The following is a 22614-nucleotide window of genomic DNA, read 5'->3' on the forward strand; positions in this document are numbered from 1 at the left end:
CCCGATGCTCGGGACGACGAGGGGTGTCAACAACTACCGGAAGACCTGGAGAATACTCTGTAGATATTTTCGTGCCCTATTTCTTGTATCGAATTCACTTTATTTATGTTATTCCTGATGCCGCTTCTTAAGATTTTGAATCACATCATCGAGCGGCACCTCTTTTTCCGCCAGCAACACCAGCAGGTGATAGATTAAATCAGATACTTCATCCACCAGCCGGTGATCTTTATTCTTAGCTTCAATAATTGTTTCCACGGCTTCTTCACCTACCTTTTGGGCAATTTTGTCAATCCCGTCCTGAAAAAGGGAGGTGGTATAAGAACTTTCCGGCATCTCTTTTTTGCGGCTGATAATCAGCTCTTCCAGATCGTTGAGAAAGTTTAGGTTTTGTTGTGGTTGAAAATCCTTTTTAAAGAAGCAGGAGTTGTTTCCCGTATGGCAGGTTGGGCCATGAGGATTGGCTAAAATTAGCAGAGTATCGTTGTCGCAATCCTGCTGTATGTCAACCAAGTCGAGAAAATTGCCCGACGTTTCGCCCTTAGTCCATAGCCGTTCTTTACTGCGGCTGTAAAAAGTGACACGTTCTTTTTCCAAGGTCATTTGCAAAGCATCCCGGTCCATATAGCCGAGCATCAATACCTGAAAATTATTCGCATCCTGAACAATGGCGGGGATAAACCCGCCGCCCTTTTCAAAATCTAAAGATTCAAAGTCAATCATAGTGTGAGTCAAAATATTGCGTAGTGCGTATTTTGGTTTGCCAATCTCCAGTAATACGCAATACGAATTATATTATCTGGTTTTACGCACGGAAATGTGGGCTTGATCAAGCTCTTCTTTTAGTTCCCGAATTCCAATTTCCTGAAAGTGAAAGATGCTGGCGGCCAGCACGGCATCGGCACTGCCTTTTTTGATGGCTTCAACACAATGATGGGCAGTACCCGCTCCGCCGCTGGCAATAACGGGAATTGTGACAACTTCGTTGACTCTTTGCAGAAGCTCCAGGTCAAAGCCCTCTTTGGTGCCATCTTGATCCATGCTAGTCAGAAGAATTTCACCCGCCCCGCGCTTTTCAACTTCTTGGATCCAGTCCAGAGCATTCCATTCTGTTTTTTGGGATCCGCCTGAAATATAGACTGTCCAGTGATCGCCGGTGCGTTTGGCATCCACGGCGGCAACAATGCACTGCGAGCCAAACTGCCGCGCTGCTTCATCAATCAGATCGGGGTTGCGGACGATCGCACTGTTTAGCGATACTTTATCGGCGCCGGCATGCAGGAGTTCGGCAATTTGTTCCGTGCTGGCTATACCACCGCCAACGGTAAAAGGAATATCTATTTCCAGCGCAATTTTTTTGACCAGATCAACCAGTGTTTTCCGTTTTTCTTTAGTGGCAGTAATGTCTAGAAAAACAAGTTCGTCGGCCCCTTCGTCAGAGTAGCGCCGCGCCAGTTCCACCGGATCACCGGCATCACGCAGTCCCTCAAAATTTACGCCTTTTACTGTTCGTCCGTCTTTTATATCGAGGCAGGGAATAATTCTTTTTGCAAGCATCAATAAATGGTAGCCGTTAAAATTACTTAGACCGAATATAAATTTCGGCAGAAAGGAATCATAATACAAATATTTTGGTAAATTGATTATGAAGGTTAACTCCAACAAATACGGTTGTTATGGCTAAACCAAGTGAATGTCCGAAATGTGGTGCAACAGCAGTCGATCCTTGTAAGAAGGATCCTCCCAAGATCGATTGCGTACGGGAAGATTAAGAAACAGAATCAATAAAATTATTAATTGGGCTGTGACGTAAGTCACAGCCTTTTTTATTTGAAGGTGGCTTGCAAAACCACTTATGTCATGCTGAACTTGTTTCAGCATCTGTAAGCAATTGCTCTTTAGAAGCTTTAAATGCAACTTTTGCAACAGACCCTGATCCCCCAGCCGGCGGACAGGGTGACACTCCGGTTTTGCAAAGCCCTCTTGGATATGGTGTAACCTTAAAAAGAAAAATAGAGCCATAAATCCTGAACGGAACTATTCTTTAATGATGGCAGTCATAACTATCTGACGAGTAAGTTTAGTAGAACTTCTGATGTTATGGTCGCTTTATTCATACTCTTGTCCACAATTGCAGTTTCTATTTTTATAAATCGTATTGCTGCTAAGGCTCTGATTTTAACTGGTTTATCGGAGGATGTGGCTGTATTTCAGGCTCGATCTATTGTGACAGGCACGGGATTCACTACTCATGAAGCAGAAAGCATTGTCAATCATCCGGTACGTCGCCGTCTTGTTATGCCGCTTATGGTTCTTCAAAATGCCGGACTCGTAACTGTTATCTCGACATTTGTATTGTCCTTTGTTGATACCGGCACCACAATGATTGCACTTCAACGAGGATTGATTCTGATTGGTGGAATTGGATTATTAATTTATCTGTCTCAGAATGAATGGGTGGAGCATCAGTTGGAAAAGCTCATCGATTGGCTTCTGGAAAGATATACTAATTTAAAGATAGTGGATATTCATACATTGTTGAATCTCCATGAAGGTTTTACGGTCAGCCAATTTACTGTTGAGGAAGATACATGGCTTTCGGATAAGACATTGGAAGAGCTAAGACTGCAAGATGAAGGGATTCTGGTATTGTGTATCGAAAGAGAGGATGGAGCAGTTTCTTGTACACCTACTGGAGATGAGGAACTTTCTCCGGGAGATGAGCTAACAGTATTTGCTAAAGAGGACGGCCTGAGCGAACTGAAAAATCGTCTTAATGATGAGGAGGGTGAAAAAGCGCACGAGGATGCCAAGAGAAAGCACAGGCGTGCAATGAGTTCTCTGCAGAATTAGTATCCACTCAATTAATATGAGGGAGAATAAGATACCTCTGCAGATCTAGTAACTGTGCAGATTTAAATAAGGTGAATTAGATCTATTTTACCCACGGATGAATCCGTGGGCTACCAATTTTATAAAAGCTCACTTTAAGTGAGCTTCTTTTTTTGTTCTTAGCCTGATGATTCATCTTCAGGCGTGGTATTTGAGCATCTGATCAAGGGAGAGGTTACCTTCATAATAAGCACGTCCCACTACTACTCCATATTGATTACGTTGCGCCAGTGCTTTCAAATCTTTGACGCCCGAAACTCCACCGGAAGCAATAAAATTTAGCTTCGGAAAACGATCAGATAATTGATGATATAATTCGATATTCGGTCCCTCCAGCGTGCCATCGCGGGAGATGTCGGTGCTAAGAACAGTCGAAAGTCCACGGTCGATCATCGGCTGCAAAAAATCATCCAGAGATTTATCCAGCGTTTCAAGCCAGCCGCTGTAGGCAACTTTGCCATCTTTAAGATCCATACCCAAGATAGCACGATCACCAAAATCATCGAGCACGTTTAACCATTCACCGGGATTTTTAACAGTCATCGAGCTGCAGATAACATTCGATATTCCACTTTCGAGCAGCATTGATGCATCTTTATAGCTGCGAACGCCGCCGCCGGTCTGTACCGATAGTCCTGTTGTTTCGATCATGCTTTTAATCACATCGAGGTTAACAAACTTGCCTTCTTTTGCTCCATTCAGATCGATTACGTGAATATGATCAAATCCCGCTTCTTTAAAGGTCCGTGCTTCTGCAACAGGATCATCATTATAGACTGTTGCTTCGCTGTAGTCGCCTTTATGTAGTCGGACGACTTGGCCGTCCAGTAGATCAATTGCCGGTATTACGCGCATAGAATTTTAAATAATTTACTTATAGTAGAAATACTTTAACAAGGTATTTTGAAGAATCAGCGGATATCTACTGTATTTGTTTAATCCGCGTTCTATTCACGCTGAAAGTAAGTTTATGATACGTTAATCTCCATTTTAAACTAAGGTGAAAAATTATTTGTACGTTTCGCCTCTGAAATTTCAATCAATCCACATAATCTTTATGCGACAACATACTCTTTTTCTCTTATTAGGCTTCTGTTTCTTGTTCACCGTCCAAAGCCATGGTCAGCAAACAGCCTCTGGTACAGTATATCTGGATAACAATGAGAATGGCCAGTTGGATTCTGAAGATAAACGACTGTCCAATATCCCTGTTTCAAATGGTCAGGAGGTGGTTACGACCGATAAAAAGGGAGAGTATTCTATAAAGATTGATGAAAATGATGCCATAGTTTTTGTTATAAAACCGGCTGGATATACCTTACCTCAAAACGAGCTGAATCAGCCCCAATTCTACTACATCCACAAGCCGAACGGTTCACCGGATTTGAAATATGAAGGTGTGGAGCCAACGGGAGAGCTCCCAGATGCAATTAACTTTCCGCTGTTGAGAGCCGAGCAAAAGAGTGAATATAGCGTGCTGTTGTTTGGGGATCCACAGCCGTATACTGAGGAGGAGGTAGAATATTTTGATCAGGACATTGTTTCTGAGCTGCACAATGCCGAGGCATATGAATTTGGAATCACGCTGGGTGACATCGTGGGCGACGACTTAGACCTGTTTAAACCCTACAGTGAATCGGTAGCTAAAATTGGAGTACCATGGTTTAATGTTTTCGGAAATCACGATATGAATTTTGATGCAGAATATGATAAACATGCTGATGAAACATTCGAGGCGATATTCGGTCCGCCGACCTACTCATTTAATCATGGCAATGCTCATTTCATTATTTTGGATGATGTAGTGTATCCGCGAGAGGATGGCGAACCGGGATATATCGGCGGATTTACAGACAAACAGCTTCAATTTATTGAAAACGATCTGAAGCATGTTCCCGAAGATCATCTTGTGGTACTGGCATTTCATATCCCACTTTTTATGCCTGAAGGATGGGGAAGAACGTTTCGTGTGGAGGATCGTAATCGACTTTTTGACCTGCTGAAGGATTATCCGAATACGCTGTCGCTGTCAGCTCATACGCATACGCAGCAGATCCGATTTTTTGATAATGAGCAGAATTGGAAGCGGGTAACCCCCCATATGCATTACAATGTGGGAACTACAAGCGGCGACTGGTGGTCTGGAGTGCCGGACAAACGGGAAATACCTCCCACAACGATGCGCGATGGTACACCAAACGGCTATGCCACACTCAATATAGACGGCAATGATTTTACTATTGATTATAAAGCTGCTGATTATCCCGAAGATTATCGGATGAGTACCTGGGGACCGAAGGTCGTTCCGCAGAACGCCTGGCACGGCGCCGAGTTGTGCGTGAATTATTTTTTGGGGAATGAATATACCGAGGTTGATTATCGGGTTAGAGGTGAGGATGAAACCTGGCGTTCCATGAACAAGATTGAAGAGCAGGATCCGCATATAGCAAAATTGCGCCACAAGTGGGATACGGCCGATGAAGTACTGGAGGGTAAGCGTCCGTCAAATCCGGTTCCATCAACGCACCTGTGGAAAACCGGAGTGCCCAATAACCTACCGCTGGGCGAGCACACCATCGAAATTCGCGTTACCGATATGTTCGGCCGCACATTTACCGATGAATTTTCCTATAAAGTAGTTGAGCCTGATGAATAGAACACAGATGACAAGGATGGTACTGATACAAAAACATCTGTGGGTATTCGCTTGATTCGCGTAATCCGGGTTCTATTAATATGACCACTTGAGACGAAAAAAGAACAAGTTTGGCGTCGCCACCGAATCCCGAAAAACAGCTCCCTTTAAAAGCTGAGACAGCAACAGCAGATCTACATTTTCGGTAACTGAAAAGGTGACTTGCGGAATAGCAATAAAAATTGATCGGTCGAAGCTGCCCATAAACCCTAAATTACCGCTTACAAGCGGATGAATCTGATACGAACTGTTGAGGAAAAATCCCGAATTGGCGATAAACAGATTGTCGGCCGATGGCGGCTGAACGAGTGTATTCAGCGGATTTTCGCGTGGGTTATATCCGCCGTTGTAGAGCAATTCACTTTGTACATACATCCCATTCGAAAACATATAATCAAATCCGGTAGTGGCGGTAAAATGTCCGCTTTGATCAAAGAAATCTTCTTCGGGATGGAAATATGAGATCTCTCCCTTAAATCCGGCATCATTGATATAACCGGCCCATCCACCGCCGATAACGGCATGTTTGCGATAGTGCCCACCGATAAACTGCAGGTCGTAACCGCCGCTGCTTACCCGCACCATACCTCCGATGACTGATCGGTCAAAAGAGTCTGCTATTTGATAGCTGAGTTCAGCACTTGATGCGTAGCTCCAGTTGTATTGGGCGGTGAGGCCATCCACGCCTGGACGTTCTTCGTAGTCAAAATCAAGATAGGCGTAGTTGTTGAACAGATCATTGGGACTCCAAACCAGCGTGCGGCTCCAGTTGATTCGCTGCCGTCCCGCGTGCACTTCCCACGGTCCATTGATGTAACTGGCGTGAATCCGGTCGATGTTGGAGTGCATTAGCGAATGGTCGGAATCAAACCATACCCACGACAGATCAAAATAGTTGGGATCCTCTTCGTAGAATTGTCGGAGGCTGGGCGTATTGTTAACAGAATACCCATTCAGCAAGCGGGTTCGCAGGTCAGCGCGAAACTCAATGTTATCTGTAAGATTCCATTCGCTCTCAATACGGTGGTGCAGAATATTATCATAGTGGATGGTGGAAAAATTGTTGTCAACAGAAATTTGTCCCAGCTCTTTAACATATCCGCTGATGTCGACATCTTGCGCAAATGAGATTTGAAACCCAAGTAATAGGGCGAAGCTGGTTAGGAAAAATTGCTTTAAGTTGTTACACAGAGAGCCACAGAGGAGACGCAGAGAATCACAAAGAAATTCTCTATTGAACTTTGTGCCTTCTTCGTGAAACTCTTTGGGATAGTTTTTTGAACCGCAGAATATCGAACAAGGATTTAAGAATGACGAATTATTACCTCTACATTCTGCATTCTCTATTCGATATTTAATATTCATATTTATCTGACTTCATCCTTGTCGATTTTTCCGTCTACAAGCGTAACCACCCTTCGCGCCCGGTCAATTACCCGCTGGTCGTGCGTCGAAAACACAAACGTCATCTCTTCTTTTTCGTTGAGCTCGGCCATCATATCCAGCAGTTCGCCCGAAGAAACGGAATCGAGGTTGGCAGTTGGTTCGTCGGCTAATACAAAGTCGGGTTTGGAGGCCAGGGCTCGTGCCACCGCCACCCGCTGTTGCTGTCCGCCGGAAAGCTCGTTGGGACGCTTGTCTAACTTATCAGCCAATCCTACTTCCTCCAGCAGTTGACGGCTTTTAGCGTTGTATTCTTTGGCGGATTTTCCCTGCATCTGCATCACAAAGGAGACATTCTCGATGGAGGTGAGTACCGGAATCAGGTTGTAGGCCTGAAACACAAATCCGATATGATGCAGCCGGAAGTTGATCAGTTCGCTGTCGGATAACGTGTCGAGATCGGTCCCCTGTACGATAACGCGACCATCGGTCGGCTCGTCCAGTCCGCCGATGATATTCAGCAGCGTCGTTTTTCCCGATCCCGAGGGACCAACAATCGCGGTGAATTCACCCTTTTCAATCTCGAGATCCACACCACGAAGCGCATGCACCGGCACTTTGTCCGGGTTATAGGTTTTTGTTACTCCTTCAGTTGTTATGACAGCCATGGGTTTCGGGTTTATTTACTGATTGTGTCATCCTGAATTTATTTCAGGATCCATTGCAAAAAAAGGAGTATCAGCATCTAGCGCTCCATTGCTTACAGATGCTGAAACAAGTTCAGCATGACACTCATGAGACTTTTTTACCATGTGAAGTTACTTCATAGTTATCAGTTTATTGAGTTGCAGGTTGAATGTTACATGTTAAAGGTTTTCAACCTGAAACCTGCAACTTGCAACCTGAAACATGATCATCAGTTAAGTTTTCGAATTGCTTCTACGGGATTAAGCTGCAGTGTTTTCCATGCGGGATAGAGGGCCGAGAGTAGCGCTGCTGCCGCAATCAAGAGCATAATGTTTAAATAATATTCGCCGGATAATGTCGGGTACACCATTGTGCCAATCCCATAGGCACTGAGTCCCTCGGCAAAAGCAGTAAGATTAATCCCGATATCACCAAAATAGCTGATGGTAGCCCAGCCCAGTAGCAGTCCGGCCGGAGAGCCTACTATCGTCAGAAATACCGTCTCCCACATTACCATACTGAATGTTCGTGCCTTATTCATGCCTATGGCTCGAAGCATCCCCAGCTCACGAGTTCGCTCCATAACTGCCATCAGCATTGTATTGATGATGCTGAAAATCAGTCCGATAATAATGATAATCATGACGATATAGAGCGTCAGATCCATCATATCGAACATATAGCGTAGATCGGGTGCCAAATCCCGCCACGTTTTTATTTCCAGGTCGGGAAACTCACTGCGAAGTTGTGCGGCATAGGTCTCAGATTCCGCCATATTTTCGGTATATATGCGGATGTTATGAACAGCGCCATCAGTACCGAGCAATCGATTCAAATCATCATCCAGAACAAAAACGTTATTTTCATTAAAACTGCTGCTAAAAGTTTCAAAAATTCCTCCTACGCGAAATGCACCGCCGGTTATTTCCCCATTCATATCCTGAAAATTTAGAACCATCCTGTTTTTCAGCTCTACTCCAAGCCGTTCAGCTAGTTTATTTCCAATCAGAATGTTGTTGCGATCACCCGACTGTAGCATTTCACCCTCGGTGACATATTGGCGAATAGCGTGGGTAGAATCATTCTGAGGGTTAATTCCGTTGATGGTAACTCCAAAGCTGCTGCGCGTGCTTTGTGCCAGCCCTGTTGCCACGCTTTTGGCCGTGATGTCAGTTATGTAAGGCTGAGTATCGAGGTGTTCGATCACCTGATTGGCATTATCCACAGTATATTCCGGATCATAGAGGTCCTCGAACTGCGGATGCATAATTTGAATATGTCCGATCGAAAGCTCTATCTGGTTATTCAGTGCATCTTGCATCATCCCGTTGAAAAATCCCGCTGAAAATATACCCGCCCATGTGCCCAGTAGTACAGCAACGATGACCACTCCGCTGCGGGTTGGATTTCGCCACACATTTTTCCATCCCAGTTTGATGATATTGCTTAGCATATCACGACCTCATTGCTTTAACGGGATTTAAACGACTGGCACGAATCAGGGGAATGATACTGAATGCGAGGGTAATCAGGAATACGATTACAGCTTGCATGTAAAAAAGCTCGGGATCCAGTGAAAAGGGCAGGTAGGGTTCCAGTCCGTACGATTCCATAACTTCGACCATACCTCCCGTAAACTCAATGGGATTAATGTTAAAATACCAGGCGACAGGAATCGACAGCACGATGCCCACGGCAGATCCCAGCAGTGCGATTAGGAATATTTCAAAAGCCAGCATCACAAAGATAGCCAGTCGCGATGTACCGATAGATAGCATAACTCCGAACTCATAGGTACGCTCGGTAATCATCATCAAAACGGTTCCAAGGATGCCAAAACCGACTACGATGTATAAAATCATGAGAATAATGATACCGCCACCTCGGTCGGCCTGAATCGCCTGCTGCAGCTCGGGCATCATCTGCTGCCAGCTCATCACTTCATAGGTTTTGGAGGGGAGGGCGGACTGCAAATCCCGAACCGTTTGATCCACGTTTGCGGGATCGTCGAGAATAAGTGAGAGGGCCGTCAGGCGATCGGGGGCAGCCAGAAAATGCTGGGCGGTTGCCAGCGGCATCATCACCATGCTTCGATTCATCTCCGGATTGGGAAACGAGACCGTGCCTTTAATTTCGTACAGCCCCGTTGCACTCTGTCCGCGGAAACCCTGTCCGATCAGCACCAGGCTATCGCCTAATTGTACATTTAGTCGCTGCATCATTTCTGTGCCGACAAGCACCGCCTGCTCATTATCATGCTCAAAATACGAGCCCGACTGCAACCTCTGCCGCGGATCACTCAACGCCTGTTCTTTTTTCGGATCGATGCCTATGACCATGGCGGGACGACTTTGCTCTTCTCCCGCGGCCAGTGCAAATGACTGGAGCCGGGGAACAACGTCAACAACAGAGGAGGCCTGTTCTGCTTTTTGCACGAGTGTATCCGACGTTTCAAATGTATTTTCGAGCGTCTGATCATCCCAGTAACCCTGCTGATGAATCTGAACATAGCCGGTGAAGCTGCCCACCGTACTTTCGACCATCACGTTGTATTGCCCCTCCTGCATCGATCGCATCACTGACGCCAATAGTACCGCCATTACAATGGAAGTCATCGTAATCAGCGAACGCCGCTTGTTTCGCCAGATATTTCGCCACGCTAAACGTAAATATAACATAAGCTCATTTTTGAACGCTGATGAAGCAGATTAAACTGATTTACACCGATTAATCTGTGGTTATCAGCTTTTTCAGAGTCATCTGCGTTCTATTCACTGTACACGTTTCATGTTTTGGGTGCTAAAAAATTGCTCCGAAATATCAATATCGAACTCAATATCCTGATAGGTAACTACCGTTTTGTGTCCTTCTTCCTCCCGCGGATTCATTTCCATTCTTGTTGGTAGCAAGCGTCCGCCGATCTCCTCAATTTCCGATCCCTCCATCACGCGGACCAGTGTGTCATCTTCGTCATAAAATTCGGACCTTAGCTGAAGGTATTCGTCCTTGGATATAAACGAAATCACTTTTGACCATACGACCGGTGCCTCCGGTTTGGGGGTCATCTCAATTTTATAGCAGTCGCGCTCGCTGATGGTTGAATCACCCAATAGCTCATAAGTATAATCTGTTACGATAGAAGATTCGCGTACCAGATCATTATTCGAAAAATCCGAACCCATCCAGGATTGACTCATCATCGACGGCGGCATTTTTATCGTGCGATTGACATTCGGCACCCAGTTCCAGATTTCATTACCGCGCATCAGATACGCCGAGCCTTCGTCACGGGCCGGTGCAGTTATGAGAATCATACTGTAGTCTTCGCCCAGGCTCCAGCTTTTCATCGAGATACTGCGCTCCCAACTGGGGCGAATAATCTGCATTGTGATTTCGGCGCGGGAACTTTCGCCCTGCATTTTTTTATGGGCTTTTTGCACAATTTCAGCAGGATCCTGAGCTTGCAGGGCAGAGACCATCGCAAATATCAAAATCAGATATGAGGTAATACTTTTGTTGCTAATCAGTGACATATTCATCCAGAATTTTTTGTTTCATAGTTTCAAACGGATAGTCGTCGCCGAGCGTGATATATCCCAGCGTAATGCCATCCAGTTTTGCCCCTAGATAATACGCTTCGGCTTCGGGATCATCATATCCCAGATCTGCAAAAAGCTCTGCCAGGATTTTTATCTGATGCTCGTTGTATTTATCAATCGAGGATTTCAATTTTGCCACGGCATCAGGTTGCAGCGCAAGGGCTGTCATCAGCCTGATCACCTCAGTAGACTCTTTGATATATCCGAATATTGTTTCCAGCAAATACCTGAGCCGTTCTTGGGGGGAAAGATTATTAGGAAAGTCCATGGCCTGATCTCCGAGATCAGTCAAATCATCAAATATAGATAGAAGAATATCTTCCTTGCTCTGGAAGTAATGGTAAATCAGTCCCTTCGACTTACCTGCCTTTTGCGCAATAGCCCGGACACTGGTATCAGAAAAGCCTCTTTCTCCAAAAAGCTCGAAAGCCGCGTCTTTAATCTTTTGTCGGGTTTCTTCCCGGATTTGCTTGTTTTGATTAGAAGTGCGAGGCATTCCTTTTAATTGACTGAACGTTCAGTCAAAATATATACCACTTCAGATATAAATGCAATATTCGCTTCAAGGTTTGCTGAAAATCCCGAAAAAAGATGCTCCAAAGATTATTGTAGAGAGCAAGATCTTGTATTAATTTAGGGCTTTCGGGATTTTCCGGGAGCAGAAAAACTAATAAGGACAATTACAGGGTACAATATGCAGATATATCTGAATGGCAAATTTATTGACAGGGAAGAGGCTAAAGTGCGGGTTTATGACCGCGGATTTATCTTTGGGGACGGCATTTACGAAGTTATCCGTTGTATTGACGGACGGTTGTTTCGCGCAGAAGAGCATATGGAGCGACTCGATGACGGACTGGCCGGTTTGAATATCGATCTGGAGTCAGATGAGCGGGAAAAGTTGCTCCAGATTGGTAAAGAGTTACTAAAAAAGAATGATCTGACGGAAGGGGAGGCAAAGATATATATTCAGGTCACCAGGGGAGCGGCGTGGCCGAGAACGCATCCCTTTCCACAACCCAAAGTTTCGCCAACGGTATATCTTGCGACAAGCAGCTTTAAACCTCACACCGATCTACACAAAAATGGTATTTCGGTAATGACGATGTCGGATATCCGCTGGAGTCGGTGTGATCTGAAAACAGTCAACTTGTTACCAAACACACTGGCTCGCGAACGAGCCAAGACGGCCGGATATGACAGTGCTATTCTGATCCGCGATGGGGTAATTACTGAAAGTCCCAACGCCAATATTTTCGGTGTTGATGACGAAGTATTGCGTACATTTCCCGAGTCAAATTATATTCTTTCGGGAATTACGCGACAGGTGATTTTGGAAATTGCCGATGAACTGGATATGCCCGTCGAGTTTAATCCCATAAAAGAGGATGAGCTTTTTGAACTTGACGAGCTCTTTTTCTGCGGGACGACAACAGATGTACAACCTGTTGTTGATGTGGACGGGCAGCCAATTGATGACGGTACGCCCGGACCCGTAGTTCGCAAAATTCAGGAGGCTTTCAAAGCAAGATTATATGCCTGAAGCTGATTCGGGTTTAGAGTTGCGTGTTGTGGATTTCGTGTTACTGTTTTAGGAGTAGCAGTATATCTTTGTGGTTCTCTGTGACTTCTCTGGCTCCGGATGTTATACCACAGAGAACCGCAGATTAGATACAGAGTTACGCAGAGAAAAAACAGTTGCTATGTGGCCAGTCAGTTTCCTGAGGGTAAATGACAAATAGCCTTATTAAATCAGTCCCTGTCGATCATCCCCAAAAAATTCCGCAATAATTGAGATCCCGCATCACCCGATTTTTCGGGATGAAATTGAACGCCCACATAATTGTCTCTTGATACAACAGAAGTAAATTCATTGATGTAGTGGCAAGAAGCTACGGTATAATTATTTACCGGGGCGTAATAACTGTGGACATAATAGAAATAGTTTTTATAACTAAGTGACTGCATAATTGGATGAGAAGAGATACCATTAAAGGTATTCCATCCCATATGCGGGACTTTGGCTTTGGATGAATCGAATTTTTTCAATTTGCCAGGGATAATGCCAAGTCCTTTGGAATCGCCTTCTTCAGAAGATTCATAGAAAAGCTGCATGCCCAGGCAGATACCCAAGACCGGTTTTTTGGTGTCGATTAACCATTGGTCAAGATTATTTTTTTGCAGGGATTTCATTGCCGGATCAGCGTGACCGACGCCGGGAAAAATGATTCCGTCGGCACGGTTCAATTCATCCAGATCATTGGTAATAATATGGGGAGCATCAAGCCGCTTCAACGCGTTCGATACAGAGGCCAGATTGCCGGCTTCATAATTGATGATAGCTATCATTCTATAATAAGTTCTTTGTGGTCGGTAATATATTGGTGTTTCGTTCGCTGCGGCTTATGGCTGCACGGAAGCATCTAGCAAACCCCTTGAAGCATGCTTCAATTTTGTGGTGATCGTTATCACCTTTGACGGATATGTGGAGCGTTGCTTGCAGATGGATAGCCAGTGAATAGAAGAAATGCTCGACCATTTCGGTGGGAAAATTGCCGACCGTATCGCGTTCAAATTCTCCTTTGAAATCCAGGTAGGGACGTCCGGAAAGATCCAGGGCAATTCTGGCAAGTGTCTCATCCATCGGCAGAGTAAAGCTGTATCTTTCAATCCCCAATTTTTTGCCAAGCGCCTTTTTGAGTGTTTCTCCCAGCGCAATCGCTACATCTTCGATCGTGTGGTGTTCATCCACATGCAGATCACCGTCGCAGGATATCTCGAGATCAATAAGTCCATGCCGTGCAATCTGTTCCAGCATGTGATCAAAGAAGCCGAGGCCAGTAGAAATATTACTTTCGCCGGTACCGTCAAGATTTAATTTGATTTCAATATTTGTTTCTGCTGTCTTGCGCTGGAAGGTTGCTTTGCGTGTGGGAAAGCAGATCCGATCACTTAACTTTGTCCAGTTGACGGCTTCTTCAATTTCGATGCCGTCTGCATCCACTGCTTTTAACGAAGATTGACCTTCAACCCGGATGAACAGATCTGCTTCATCTTTTGTAAATTCAGATGTACTGATATCATCATTTTCCAGCAGTCGCTGCTGACGTTCGGAGATTTTTTCTTTGTCAAAGGCTATTTCGTGTCCAAATCCTTGAAGGCGCTTTAAACCATAAAGTGCACCGCTCCAAAGCAGTGTATCATCTTTTCCGGTTAACGCTTCGGCAGAGATCCAAATCTTCATGTTGTCAGGTCTTTTATTGCAGAGATTAACTGGTCGTTTTCATCAGGAGTACCTACGGTAATACGCAGACAGTTCGCACAAAGCAGTTCATTGCCGCGATATCGCACAATGATACCATTTTCTGATAATTGTTGATGGAGTTTTTTAGCATCCTCAACTTTTACCAGCAGAAAATTGGCGTCGCTGGGATAAACTTGCTGGACCACTTCAAGGTTGTTCAACTTTTTGCGTAATCGCCTCCGTTCCTTTTTGATAGCATCAATATTAAACTGGATTGTATCAAGCTTTTTAAAAGCTTCAATCGCCTTTTCGGCAGTTAGTTTATTCACATTGTAAGGAGCTTTAACTTTCATCATATAATTGATGATATCCTCATTGGCAAACGTCATACCCAGTCGTATTCCGGCCAGCCCGAATGATTTCGACATCGTCTGCAATACCACTAAATTGGGATATTTCGCTACTTTTTGGGCCCAGCTTTCCTGATCACTGAAATCGATATAGGCTTCGTCAATGACTACAATGCCCGGGAATGATTCAGTGAGTCTTGTAATGTGTTCGGCTGAAAAGCTGTTTCCCGTCGGATTATTGGGCGAACATAGCAGCAGTATTTTAGTATCCGGAGTGACGGCTTCCAAGATTTCATCAACGCGGAGTTGAAAATATTCTTCCTCAAGCAGTACCGTATCTACAGGGATATTATGGATGGCTGCCGATACGCCGTACATGCCGTAGGTGGGAGGAGTGGTAAGTACGCGGTCTTTGCCGGGTTCGCAGAAAATGCGATACAGCAGATCGATACCTTCATCACTGCCCACGCCAACGAATACATTTTGCTGACGAACGCCGCGCCACTGAGCTATCAAGTCTCGCAACTTCTTTTGCCCCGGATCAGGGTAGCGGTGTAACTCCTCATCATCGGGAAACGGGGAGCCGAGGCTGTTTTCATTAGCATCCAGAAGTAGTCCCTCCGAAAAATCCTCTCGGGCGCTGTGGTATGGCTCCAGCGCTCTGATATTCGGACGGATTAGTTCATCAAGTTTAAAATTAGTCATATAATTATTCTTTCTTTAGCTTTGCTAAACTTCCAAAGTTTAGTAAAGTTCATTCTATTTTTTCAATTCTAGTGGAGTCATTTTATATCCTTTCTGCGAATTGAAACAGCGCGTTTGTGGGCTTCAAGTTCTTCCAGCTCGGCCAATTTTTCAATGGTTGGGCCGAGATTCGAAAGTCCCTGTTGTGTTATATTCTGCATGGTGATGTACTTCATAAAAGATTCCACAGACACACCGCTGAACATCCGCGCGTAACCGTAGGTTGGCAGCGTATGATTTGTGCCGGAGGCGTAATCGCCGGCACTTTCGGGTGTCCAGTGTCCCAAAAAAACAGAGCCCGCATTTTGGATGTAATCCTCCCACTGATCGGCTTCATCACACTGGACAATCAGGTGTTCGGGAGCATAACGATTTGAAAATTCAAATGCCTGCTCCAGCGTTTTAACCTGCAGGGAAAAACTTTGGTCCAGTGCTTTCCCGGCAGCCCCTTTTCGGGGAAGCTCTTGCAGTTGACTGTCAATTGCCTGCATGCAAGCTTCGATGTTAAAATCTGTCGTCGCTACCAGCACTACCTGACTGTCTTCGCCGTGTTCAGCCTGCGAAAGCAGGTCGGCCGCCACAAACTCCGGATTGGCAGAGCCATCAGCAATAACCAGCACTTCCGACGGTCCGGCCGGCATATCGATCGCAATCTGCGCCTCACTGTTTTGCAGGATCATTTTGGCCGCGGTCACATACTGATTGCCCGGACCAAAAATCTTATCGACTTTCGGCACCGATTCAGATCCATATGACATTGCTGCAACAGCTTGGGCACCACCGGCTTTAAGCAGGTGTGAGGCTCCGATCTTCTGGGCAATATACAGAATCTCATCAGCTACAGAACTCTCATTACCAGGAGGAGTTGCAACTACGATTTTTTCACAGCCAGCCAGCATGGCTGGAACTCCCAACATCATCAGCGTAGAGGGGAGAATAGCAGTACCGCCGGGCACATATAATCCCACTCGCTGTATGGGACGTGCTACACGTTTACACCGAACGCCCCGCATCGTTTCGACCTCAAGTGGAATAGGAAATTGCGCTTTGTGAAAACGGAAAATGTTATCGAAAGCGATATCGATCGCCTGCCGGATATCTTCGTCAAGCGTAATTTGTTTTTCTCTGGGATCGATGATGATTGGAGCCGGGGCAACGCCATCGAACCTTTTGGTAAAGTGATTGATACCAGCATCGCCCTCGGTTTTCACTTTTTGGATGATGGGATCAACTTCTCCAAATATCGACTGGAAATCCATCTTCGGCCGCTGGAGCAGCCGGTTGGTCTCAACGTCTGATAAATTTTTATAGATGTATTGTTTCATTGATCTGTTTTTTTGACCCTATCCTGTCCTTCCCTAAAAAATTAGGGAAAGGCACTCTTAAAGTTTAAAATGAGTCTTTCTCCCTACTGATAGGGAGAAAACAAAGAGAGTCATGAAGTTATAAAATCATGCTTTCTATGGGCAATATTACAATGCCAGTAGCGCCTGCTTCTTTAAGTTGCTCCATAATAATCCAAAACTTGTCAATTGGAATCACCGTGTGTATGGCTACCATACCATTATCAGACAACGGCATAACAGTTGGGCTTTTCAGAGATGGAATGATCTCCTTAATTTCAGGTACGGCCGATTCTGGAGCGTTCATCATGAGATAGCGACTGCGTTCAGCCTGTTGGTGTCCATCCATTCGCTGGAGAAACTTTTCAATCAGCTTCTTTTTGCCGGGAGAGAGTTTCTTATTGGTACGGATGAGTTCTGTTTCCGATTCCAGGATGGTCTCAAGCTCTTCCAGTCCGTTGGCTTTGAGGGTATTTCCGGTAGATACCAGGTCACAGATGGCATCGGCAACCTCCAGACGTGGTGCGATCTCAACAGCCCCGGAAATCGTAACGATCTTGGCATCGATATTCTTCGATTCCAAAAATTCGCGCGTTAATCTCGGATAACTGGTAGCAATGGTTTTACCATTGAAATCTTCGATCTTTTGAATGTCACCATTCTCGCGTGCTGCCAGTGAGAGACGGCAGACTCCGTAATCAAGTCCGCGGAGCACAGTAACATCGGCGCCCATTTCTTGTGTGACGTTAGCACCGACAAATCCAAGATCACAAACCCCATCCTGCACGTATTCCGGGATATCGTCGTCGCGAATGAGCAGTAGTTCCACATCAAAGTTGCGGCATTTCACCATGAGGTTGCGCTTATAGTCATCAAAGCGGAGGCCAATGCCTTTGAGCAGCTCAATAGTTTTATCGGTCAGTCGACCGGATTTTTGAATAGCGATACGTAGCGAAGTATCAGAGTCAGCAGTGCGTTGCATAACAGAGTTGTCGTTAATTTTGGTTGTAAAAGTGGTTGGTAATTTAGGAAAGACGTGTAGCCTGAGCTACAAACAGTGATGCTATTGACGGTGCCAACCGCCGTGATGAAGGTGAGAAGGGATATGGTATTGCTGTTTTTGCATCAGGCTAAAGATACAAATTTTGAGAAGAGCATCCACAAAAAAATGTTTCTTACAAGATTTGTTTTCAGGCGACACAGGGATACACTTCTCGTAAGATCCTGCTATCTATGGAACAGGATTTTAAAAACAATATTTGTGCGGAAAACTTATGCTGAAATAATAACTACAAAAGCTATCAACAGGAGGGTAAACAGGGTAAATTGAATTATGGAATTTTGTGCAAGTCGTTTGTACATCTTGTCTACTTCTTTGTAAGCGAAATGGGTAACGCTAAATCAACTTATCATTTTATTTAAGGCTGTTAACGGTTCGCGTTCAGAATTGTTCCGATTTTTTGGATAAAATTTGCTGAATGATTGAAGTATTATTCCTAAAAGATTATCCTTACGCCCCATTAATTAAAACCTGATAAGCTGATACTTCTATGATTACAACTGCCCAATTTACATACATCCCTCTAAAGGCTTCTAAGCCGCGCGAAAGTATTGATTATTTGTTGGAGTTGGTCGCGCAGCACGATGTGGAGGTAGATGTCAACTACATGTCTACAAGCGTACGCGGAGAAACAGAAGTTGTCTTTGATCTGATCCGCGAGATGTATGATACTATGACGATTGAAAAAGAAGAGTTTCGATTTCATGTTGAACTGCTCAATCCCGTGCCTGAAGATAAAGATCCATTAAACGTTCCGGATGTCTGAAAAATAAAACACAACTGCTAGAAGTTATATAAAGTCCAATACCTAAAAGTATTGGGCTTTTTTTGTAACAATATTCTGCAATCGCATTGGCTTTTTTGTATTTTAAGCGTTCTTTTTTACAAGCTAACTTAGTGTTGGTAGTACATTTTTATGACCCAGATTCGCAACTTTAGTATTATTGCTCATATCGATCACGGTAAGTCTACGCTCGCAGACCGTCTGCTGGAACGAACCGGTGCTATTACCGAGCGCGAAATGCAGGAGCAGATCCTCGATGATATGGACCTGGAGCGCGAGCGTGGGATTACCATTAAAAGCCATGCTATCCGGATGGATTATGAGCGACCCAGTGGCGAACGGGTGATATTTAATCTTATCGATACACCGGGACACGTAGATTTTTCGTACGAAGTGTCGCGGGCACTAAAAGCTTGTGAGGGGGTTCTGCTTGTGGTTGATGCCGCCCAGGGTATTGAGGCGCAAACAATTTCTACACTCTATCAGGCTATTGAGCAGGATCTGGAAATCATTCCCGTTCTTAATAAAATTGACCTGCCCAGTGCTGACGTGGAAGGTGTAGGTCAGCAGATTGTGGATCTGATCGGTTGCGATCATGATGAGATCTTGAAAGTCAGTGGTAAAACCGGGGAAGGGGTGGATGAATTACTTGAAGCAATAGTAGAACATATTCCTCCTCCCGGACGAGAAAATGAAAAACCACTGCGTGCCCTGATTTTTGATTCGGTCTTCAATAACTATCGCGGATCCATAGTTTATGTTCGCGTAATGGAAGGTACGCTTAACAAAGGGGATACCATCCGCTTTATGGCGACTGATAAAGAATATGAGGCTGAAGAGATCGGGTATCTGAAACTACAAAAAGAGAAGACGGATAAACTAGAAGCCGGCGATGTGGGATATATCATCGGCAGTGTTAAATCGCTGCAGGATGCCCGCGTAGGTGATACGGTGACCAAGATCGATAATCCTGCCGAAAAACCGATACCCGGTTATCAGGAACCTAAGCCGATGGTATTCAGCGGATTATTCCCTACCCAGTCGGATGACTTTGAAAACCTGCGCTCAGCTTTGGAAAAATTGCAGCTTAACGATGCTTCACTGACCTATCAGCCGGAGACATCTGAGGCCTTGGGATTTGGATTCCGGGCCGGATTCCTGGGCATGCTGCATATGGAGATTGTCCAGGAGCGTCTGGATCGGGAGTTCGACATCGACATTGTTACGACTGTTCCCAACGTGGAATATGAAGTTCTAATGACAGAGAAGGGCGAACAGAAAAAAGTCATTGTTGACAATCCTAACGACATGCCGGATCCCAACACGATTGATGCGGTATATGAGCCTTATATCAAGGCCAGTATACTGACCCCAACGGATTATATCGGTCCGGTTATGACACTCTGCCAGGAGAAACGCGGAGAGTATGTCAATCAAATCCATATGCAGAGTCAGCGGGTTGAAATAAAATATGAGCTGCCGATGGCCGAAGTTGTTTTTGATTTCTACGATCGTTTGAAAAGCGGTACACGGGGGTATGCTTCGCTAGACTACGAATTTTTAGAATACCGCGAAGGCGATCTGGTACGTTTAGATATCTTGCTGAACAAAGAGCCGGTAGATGCTCTTTCGAGTATTGTGCATCGCGATAAAGCGTATGAACTGGGTCGCAAATTGTGCAAAAAACTAAAAGAGCTTATTTCTCGTCATCAATTTGAAGTTCCAATTCAGGCGGCAATCGGAAACAATGTGATTGCCCGCGAGACAATTCCGGCCATGCGCAAAGACGTTACGGCAAAATGTTATGGCGGGGATGTATCACGAAAGCGTAAACTACTTGAGCGCCAGAAGGAAGGAAAGAAGCGAATGAAACAAGTAGGTACCGTTGAAGTACCACAAGAAGCTTTCCTTGCTATCCTTTCGATGAATGACGACGATTAGATTCAACTACAACGGTTTAAACAAGTGTAACAAATGATACGATCTACTATACCTCGAACCATTTATGTGAAGCAAATAATTACTTTGTGTATAACTTTTCTCTTCTTAGCGCTGTCTCAACCTGTCCAGGCCCAATTTGAGGCGCCCGAGTTTGAAAAAGTGACCAATGAAGAACGCGCGCAATTTCAGGAACGTTTTAAAGATATTAACTGGTCCGGAAGAGGCTTATACGAAGACACTGCCCTGGATGATCGTCAGGCAAACGAACTACGGGCTCGTTTGCAAGCGGTGTTCGGTGATCCTACCCAAACATTAGAAGATCTGATTAATAAAGATGATTTTCGACCCGGAAAAGCAATACAGTTTGAGTATTGGTTTATTGTTGATGGTGAAATTCCTATGATGGTTTTGGACTGGGATGGACCTTTCGGAAGTGGTTTGACTTTTGCTGGTGCCAGCAAATATATAGATATGATGCCCCAGATCAAGCGGGCATTTTCTCAGGAATTAATGTCTGTTGAAGAGCTCGGGAATTATGAGGATTATTTTTATTCACCGGAACGTGAACAATGGTTCAGAGTTTCGTATAAAGACGGAAAGTATCAGACAAAAGAGATCAATTCACCTGCGGGCATGACTATTGATTACTAAAATTCTGCAAATGATATTGTGCAGATACAATATTAACTAACTTTTACTAAGGAGTAACAATTGGCAGATCAACTTTCAAAAGAGGAACGAAGAAAGCGGCGAAAGCAGCGAAAAAATAATAAGGGATCCCAAAACGAGCGGGCTAAAAGTTGGTTGCGAGAATGGATGGATGCCTTGCTCTTTGCTGTTATTGCTGCTTTGATAATCCGTGCCTTCTTATTTGAAGCATATCGTATTCCTACTCCTTCGATGGAAAAAACGCTGCTCACCGGGGATTTTCTTATTGTCTCCAAAATAAGCTATGGGCCGCGTACTCCAATGGTTTTATCAGTACCTTTTACAAATATCTATATGCCGGGTGTAACCCTGCCGTGGACTCGGTTACCCGGTTTTACTGACGTCGAACGTAATGATATTGTAGTGTTTAACTATCCCGTTGATATAGCGCCTATTGCTGCCAAAACTAACTATATTAAGCGGGCCGTTGGAGTACCTGGTGATACACTTTCGATCGATGATACCCAGCTTTTTGTCAATGGTGAAGAAGCCAAATACTTTCCGGGGATACAGCAGACTTATAATGTAACGGTTCGTAATCGTGTGAGATTGAGTCCGGCAAAGGTGAGGGCGGCGGGCGCAACCCTCCGCGGATCGGACGAAGGTAATAGCTATCAGATAAATATGACCAAGAGTGTAGCCGATGAAATGAGAGAATGGCCCGAAGTAAACAGCGTAGAACCGTTTGTGCTGCCGGAAAGTTTTAATGAATACGCCAGGCGCGACTTTACATTTTCAAGCGGTTTTAACAATCATCATCATATGCCGCCTTTGGTTGTTCCTTTTGAGGGGCAGAGCGTAACACTTACCTCCGACAACTATCATATTTATCAGAATATTATCACCCGATTCGAGGATAATACGGTGGAGCGTAATGGGGACCAATTTATTATCAATGGTGAAGAAACCAATGAGTATACCATTCAGCAAGATTACTACTTTTTGATGGGTGATAACCGGGATAACAGTGAAGACAGCCGATTTTGGGGGTTTGTGCCGCAGACACATATCGTTGGCAAAGCAGGGATGATATATTTTTCCTGGGATAGCGAACGCTGGTTGCCCCGATTCAACCGCCTCTTAAATATAATTCATGATTAACTTGTTTTTCAGGGAATGTGAAATAGCACTGCCACTGTAATCAGGTTTTATGATATCATCAGCCTATTTGCTGACAAATAATT

At 44.7% G+C, this 22614-nt stretch carries 21 protein-coding genes; 7 read left to right on the forward strand and 14 right to left on the reverse strand.

The genetic code is table 11. The features are described 5' to 3' along the window. Positions 1-108: 108 nt before the first annotated feature. Together hisIE and hisF are read right to left on the reverse strand one after the other, a co-directional pair. Positions 109-723: a bifunctional phosphoribosyl-AMP cyclohydrolase/phosphoribosyl-ATP diphosphatase HisIE gene (hisIE, locus tag ACT3ID_RS15855; protein WP_491543031.1), complete on the reverse strand. Its 615-nt coding sequence runs from the start codon at positions 721-723 to the stop codon at positions 109-111. A gap of 72 nt (positions 724-795) precedes the next feature. After that, positions 796-1557, reverse strand: coding sequence for an imidazole glycerol phosphate synthase subunit HisF (hisF, locus tag ACT3ID_RS15860; protein WP_491543032.1), 762 nt, complete (start codon positions 1555-1557; stop codon positions 796-798). Between the two features lie 543 nt (positions 1558-2100). Between hisF and ACT3ID_RS15865 the strand changes: the two genes are divergently transcribed. Next, on the forward strand, positions 2101-2853 hold the full coding sequence (locus tag ACT3ID_RS15865; RefSeq protein ID WP_491543033.1) for a TrkA C-terminal domain-containing protein: 753 nt from the start codon (positions 2101-2103) through the stop codon (positions 2851-2853). Between the two features lie 177 nt (positions 2854-3030). Here the strand turns inward: ACT3ID_RS15865 and hisA are convergent, their stop codons facing one another. Further along, positions 3031-3747 carry a 1-(5-phosphoribosyl)-5-[(5-phosphoribosylamino)methylideneamino]imidazole-4-carboxamide isomerase gene (gene hisA / locus ACT3ID_RS15870; RefSeq protein WP_491543034.1) on the reverse strand — a complete coding sequence of 239 codons (717 nt, stop codon included), beginning with the start codon at positions 3745-3747 and terminating at the stop codon, positions 3031-3033. Positions 3748-3949: 202 nt separating this feature from the next. Between hisA and ACT3ID_RS15875 the strand changes: the two genes are divergently transcribed. Beyond that, a complete protein-coding gene (locus ACT3ID_RS15875; RefSeq protein ID WP_491543035.1) occupies positions 3950-5548 on the forward strand; it encodes a calcineurin-like phosphoesterase C-terminal domain-containing protein in 1599 nt (532 codons plus the stop codon). A 75-nt stretch (positions 5549-5623) separates the two neighbouring features. On the opposite strand, the gene ACT3ID_RS15880 is transcribed toward ACT3ID_RS15875, so the two are convergent. The 6 genes from ACT3ID_RS15880 to ACT3ID_RS15905 form a co-directional block, all read right to left on the reverse strand. Next, a complete protein-coding gene (locus tag ACT3ID_RS15880) occupies positions 5624-6952 on the reverse strand; it encodes a hypothetical protein (protein WP_491543036.1) in 1329 nt (442 codons plus the stop codon). A 2-nt stretch (positions 6953-6954) separates the two neighbouring features. Next, positions 6955-7638 carry an ABC transporter ATP-binding protein gene (locus ACT3ID_RS15885; RefSeq protein WP_491543037.1) on the reverse strand — a complete coding sequence of 228 codons (684 nt, stop codon included), beginning with the start codon at positions 7636-7638 and terminating at the stop codon, positions 6955-6957. A 248-nt stretch (positions 7639-7886) separates the two neighbouring features. Continuing rightward, a complete protein-coding gene (locus ACT3ID_RS15890) occupies positions 7887-9110 on the reverse strand; it encodes an ABC transporter permease (RefSeq protein WP_491543038.1) in 1224 nt (407 codons plus the stop codon). A gap of 1 nt (position 9111) precedes the next feature. Then, positions 9112-10335, reverse strand: a complete 1224-nt coding sequence (locus tag ACT3ID_RS15895) for an ABC transporter permease (RefSeq protein WP_491543039.1) — start codon at positions 10333-10335, stop codon at positions 9112-9114. Positions 10336-10428: 93 nt separating this feature from the next. Further along, entirely contained in the window at positions 10429-11196 is a 768-nt protein-coding gene (locus tag ACT3ID_RS15900) for an outer membrane lipoprotein-sorting protein (protein ID WP_491543040.1), read from the reverse strand. Then, positions 11177-11752 (reverse strand): TetR/AcrR family transcriptional regulator, encoded by a 576-nt coding sequence (locus ACT3ID_RS15905; protein WP_491543041.1) that lies wholly within the window; start codon positions 11750-11752, stop codon positions 11177-11179. Before ACT3ID_RS15905 ends, ACT3ID_RS15900 begins: the two co-directional genes overlap by 20 nt. Positions 11753-11950: 198 nt before the next feature. Here ACT3ID_RS15905 and dat point away from each other — a divergent pair, with 198 nt between their 5' ends. Further along, the gene (dat, locus tag ACT3ID_RS15910) at positions 11951-12799 is read left to right on the forward strand and encodes a D-amino-acid transaminase (protein ID WP_491543042.1); all 849 of its coding nucleotides are present in this window, start codon (positions 11951-11953) and stop codon (positions 12797-12799) included. Positions 12800-13008: 209 nt separating this feature from the next. Here the strand turns inward: dat and hisH are convergent, their stop codons facing one another. The 5 genes from hisH to hisG form a co-directional block, all read right to left on the reverse strand. Continuing rightward, the gene (gene hisH, locus ACT3ID_RS15915; RefSeq protein ID WP_491543043.1) at positions 13009-13605 is read right to left on the reverse strand and encodes an imidazole glycerol phosphate synthase subunit HisH; all 597 of its coding nucleotides are present in this window, start codon (positions 13603-13605) and stop codon (positions 13009-13011) included. A gap of 1 nt (position 13606) precedes the next feature. Further along, entirely contained in the window at positions 13607-14500 is an 894-nt protein-coding gene (gene hisB / locus ACT3ID_RS15920; protein ID WP_491543044.1) for an imidazoleglycerol-phosphate dehydratase HisB, read from the reverse strand. After that, positions 14497-15555, reverse strand: a complete 1059-nt coding sequence (hisC, locus tag ACT3ID_RS15925; protein WP_491543045.1) for a histidinol-phosphate transaminase — start codon at positions 15553-15555, stop codon at positions 14497-14499. Before hisC ends, hisB begins: the two co-directional genes overlap by 4 nt. 77 nt (positions 15556-15632) lie before the next feature. Next, positions 15633-16919 (reverse strand): histidinol dehydrogenase, encoded by a 1287-nt coding sequence (gene hisD / locus ACT3ID_RS15930; RefSeq protein WP_491543046.1) that lies wholly within the window; start codon positions 16917-16919, stop codon positions 15633-15635. Between the two features lie 118 nt (positions 16920-17037). Beyond that, positions 17038-17919, reverse strand: a complete 882-nt coding sequence (gene hisG / locus ACT3ID_RS15935) for an ATP phosphoribosyltransferase (protein ID WP_491543047.1) — start codon at positions 17917-17919, stop codon at positions 17038-17040. Between the two features lie 568 nt (positions 17920-18487). Here hisG and ACT3ID_RS15940 point away from each other — a divergent pair. From ACT3ID_RS15940 to lepB, 4 genes are all read left to right on the forward strand, one after another. Next, complete coding sequence (locus tag ACT3ID_RS15940; protein WP_491543048.1) at positions 18488-18763, forward strand: thiamine-binding protein; 276 nt, start codon at positions 18488-18490, stop codon at positions 18761-18763. A 150-nt stretch (positions 18764-18913) separates the two neighbouring features. Beyond that, entirely contained in the window at positions 18914-20722 is a 1809-nt protein-coding gene (gene lepA, locus ACT3ID_RS15945; RefSeq protein WP_491543049.1) for a translation elongation factor 4, read from the forward strand. Between the two features lie 33 nt (positions 20723-20755). Continuing rightward, positions 20756-21373: a hypothetical protein gene (locus ACT3ID_RS15950; RefSeq protein ID WP_491543050.1), complete on the forward strand. Its 618-nt coding sequence runs from the start codon at positions 20756-20758 to the stop codon at positions 21371-21373. Positions 21374-21433: 60 nt separating this feature from the next. After that, entirely contained in the window at positions 21434-22531 is a 1098-nt protein-coding gene (lepB, locus tag ACT3ID_RS15955) for a signal peptidase I (RefSeq protein WP_491543051.1), read from the forward strand. Positions 22532-22614 lie beyond the last annotated feature (83 nt).

Source organism: Fodinibius sp. GM108, assembly GCF_058386985.1.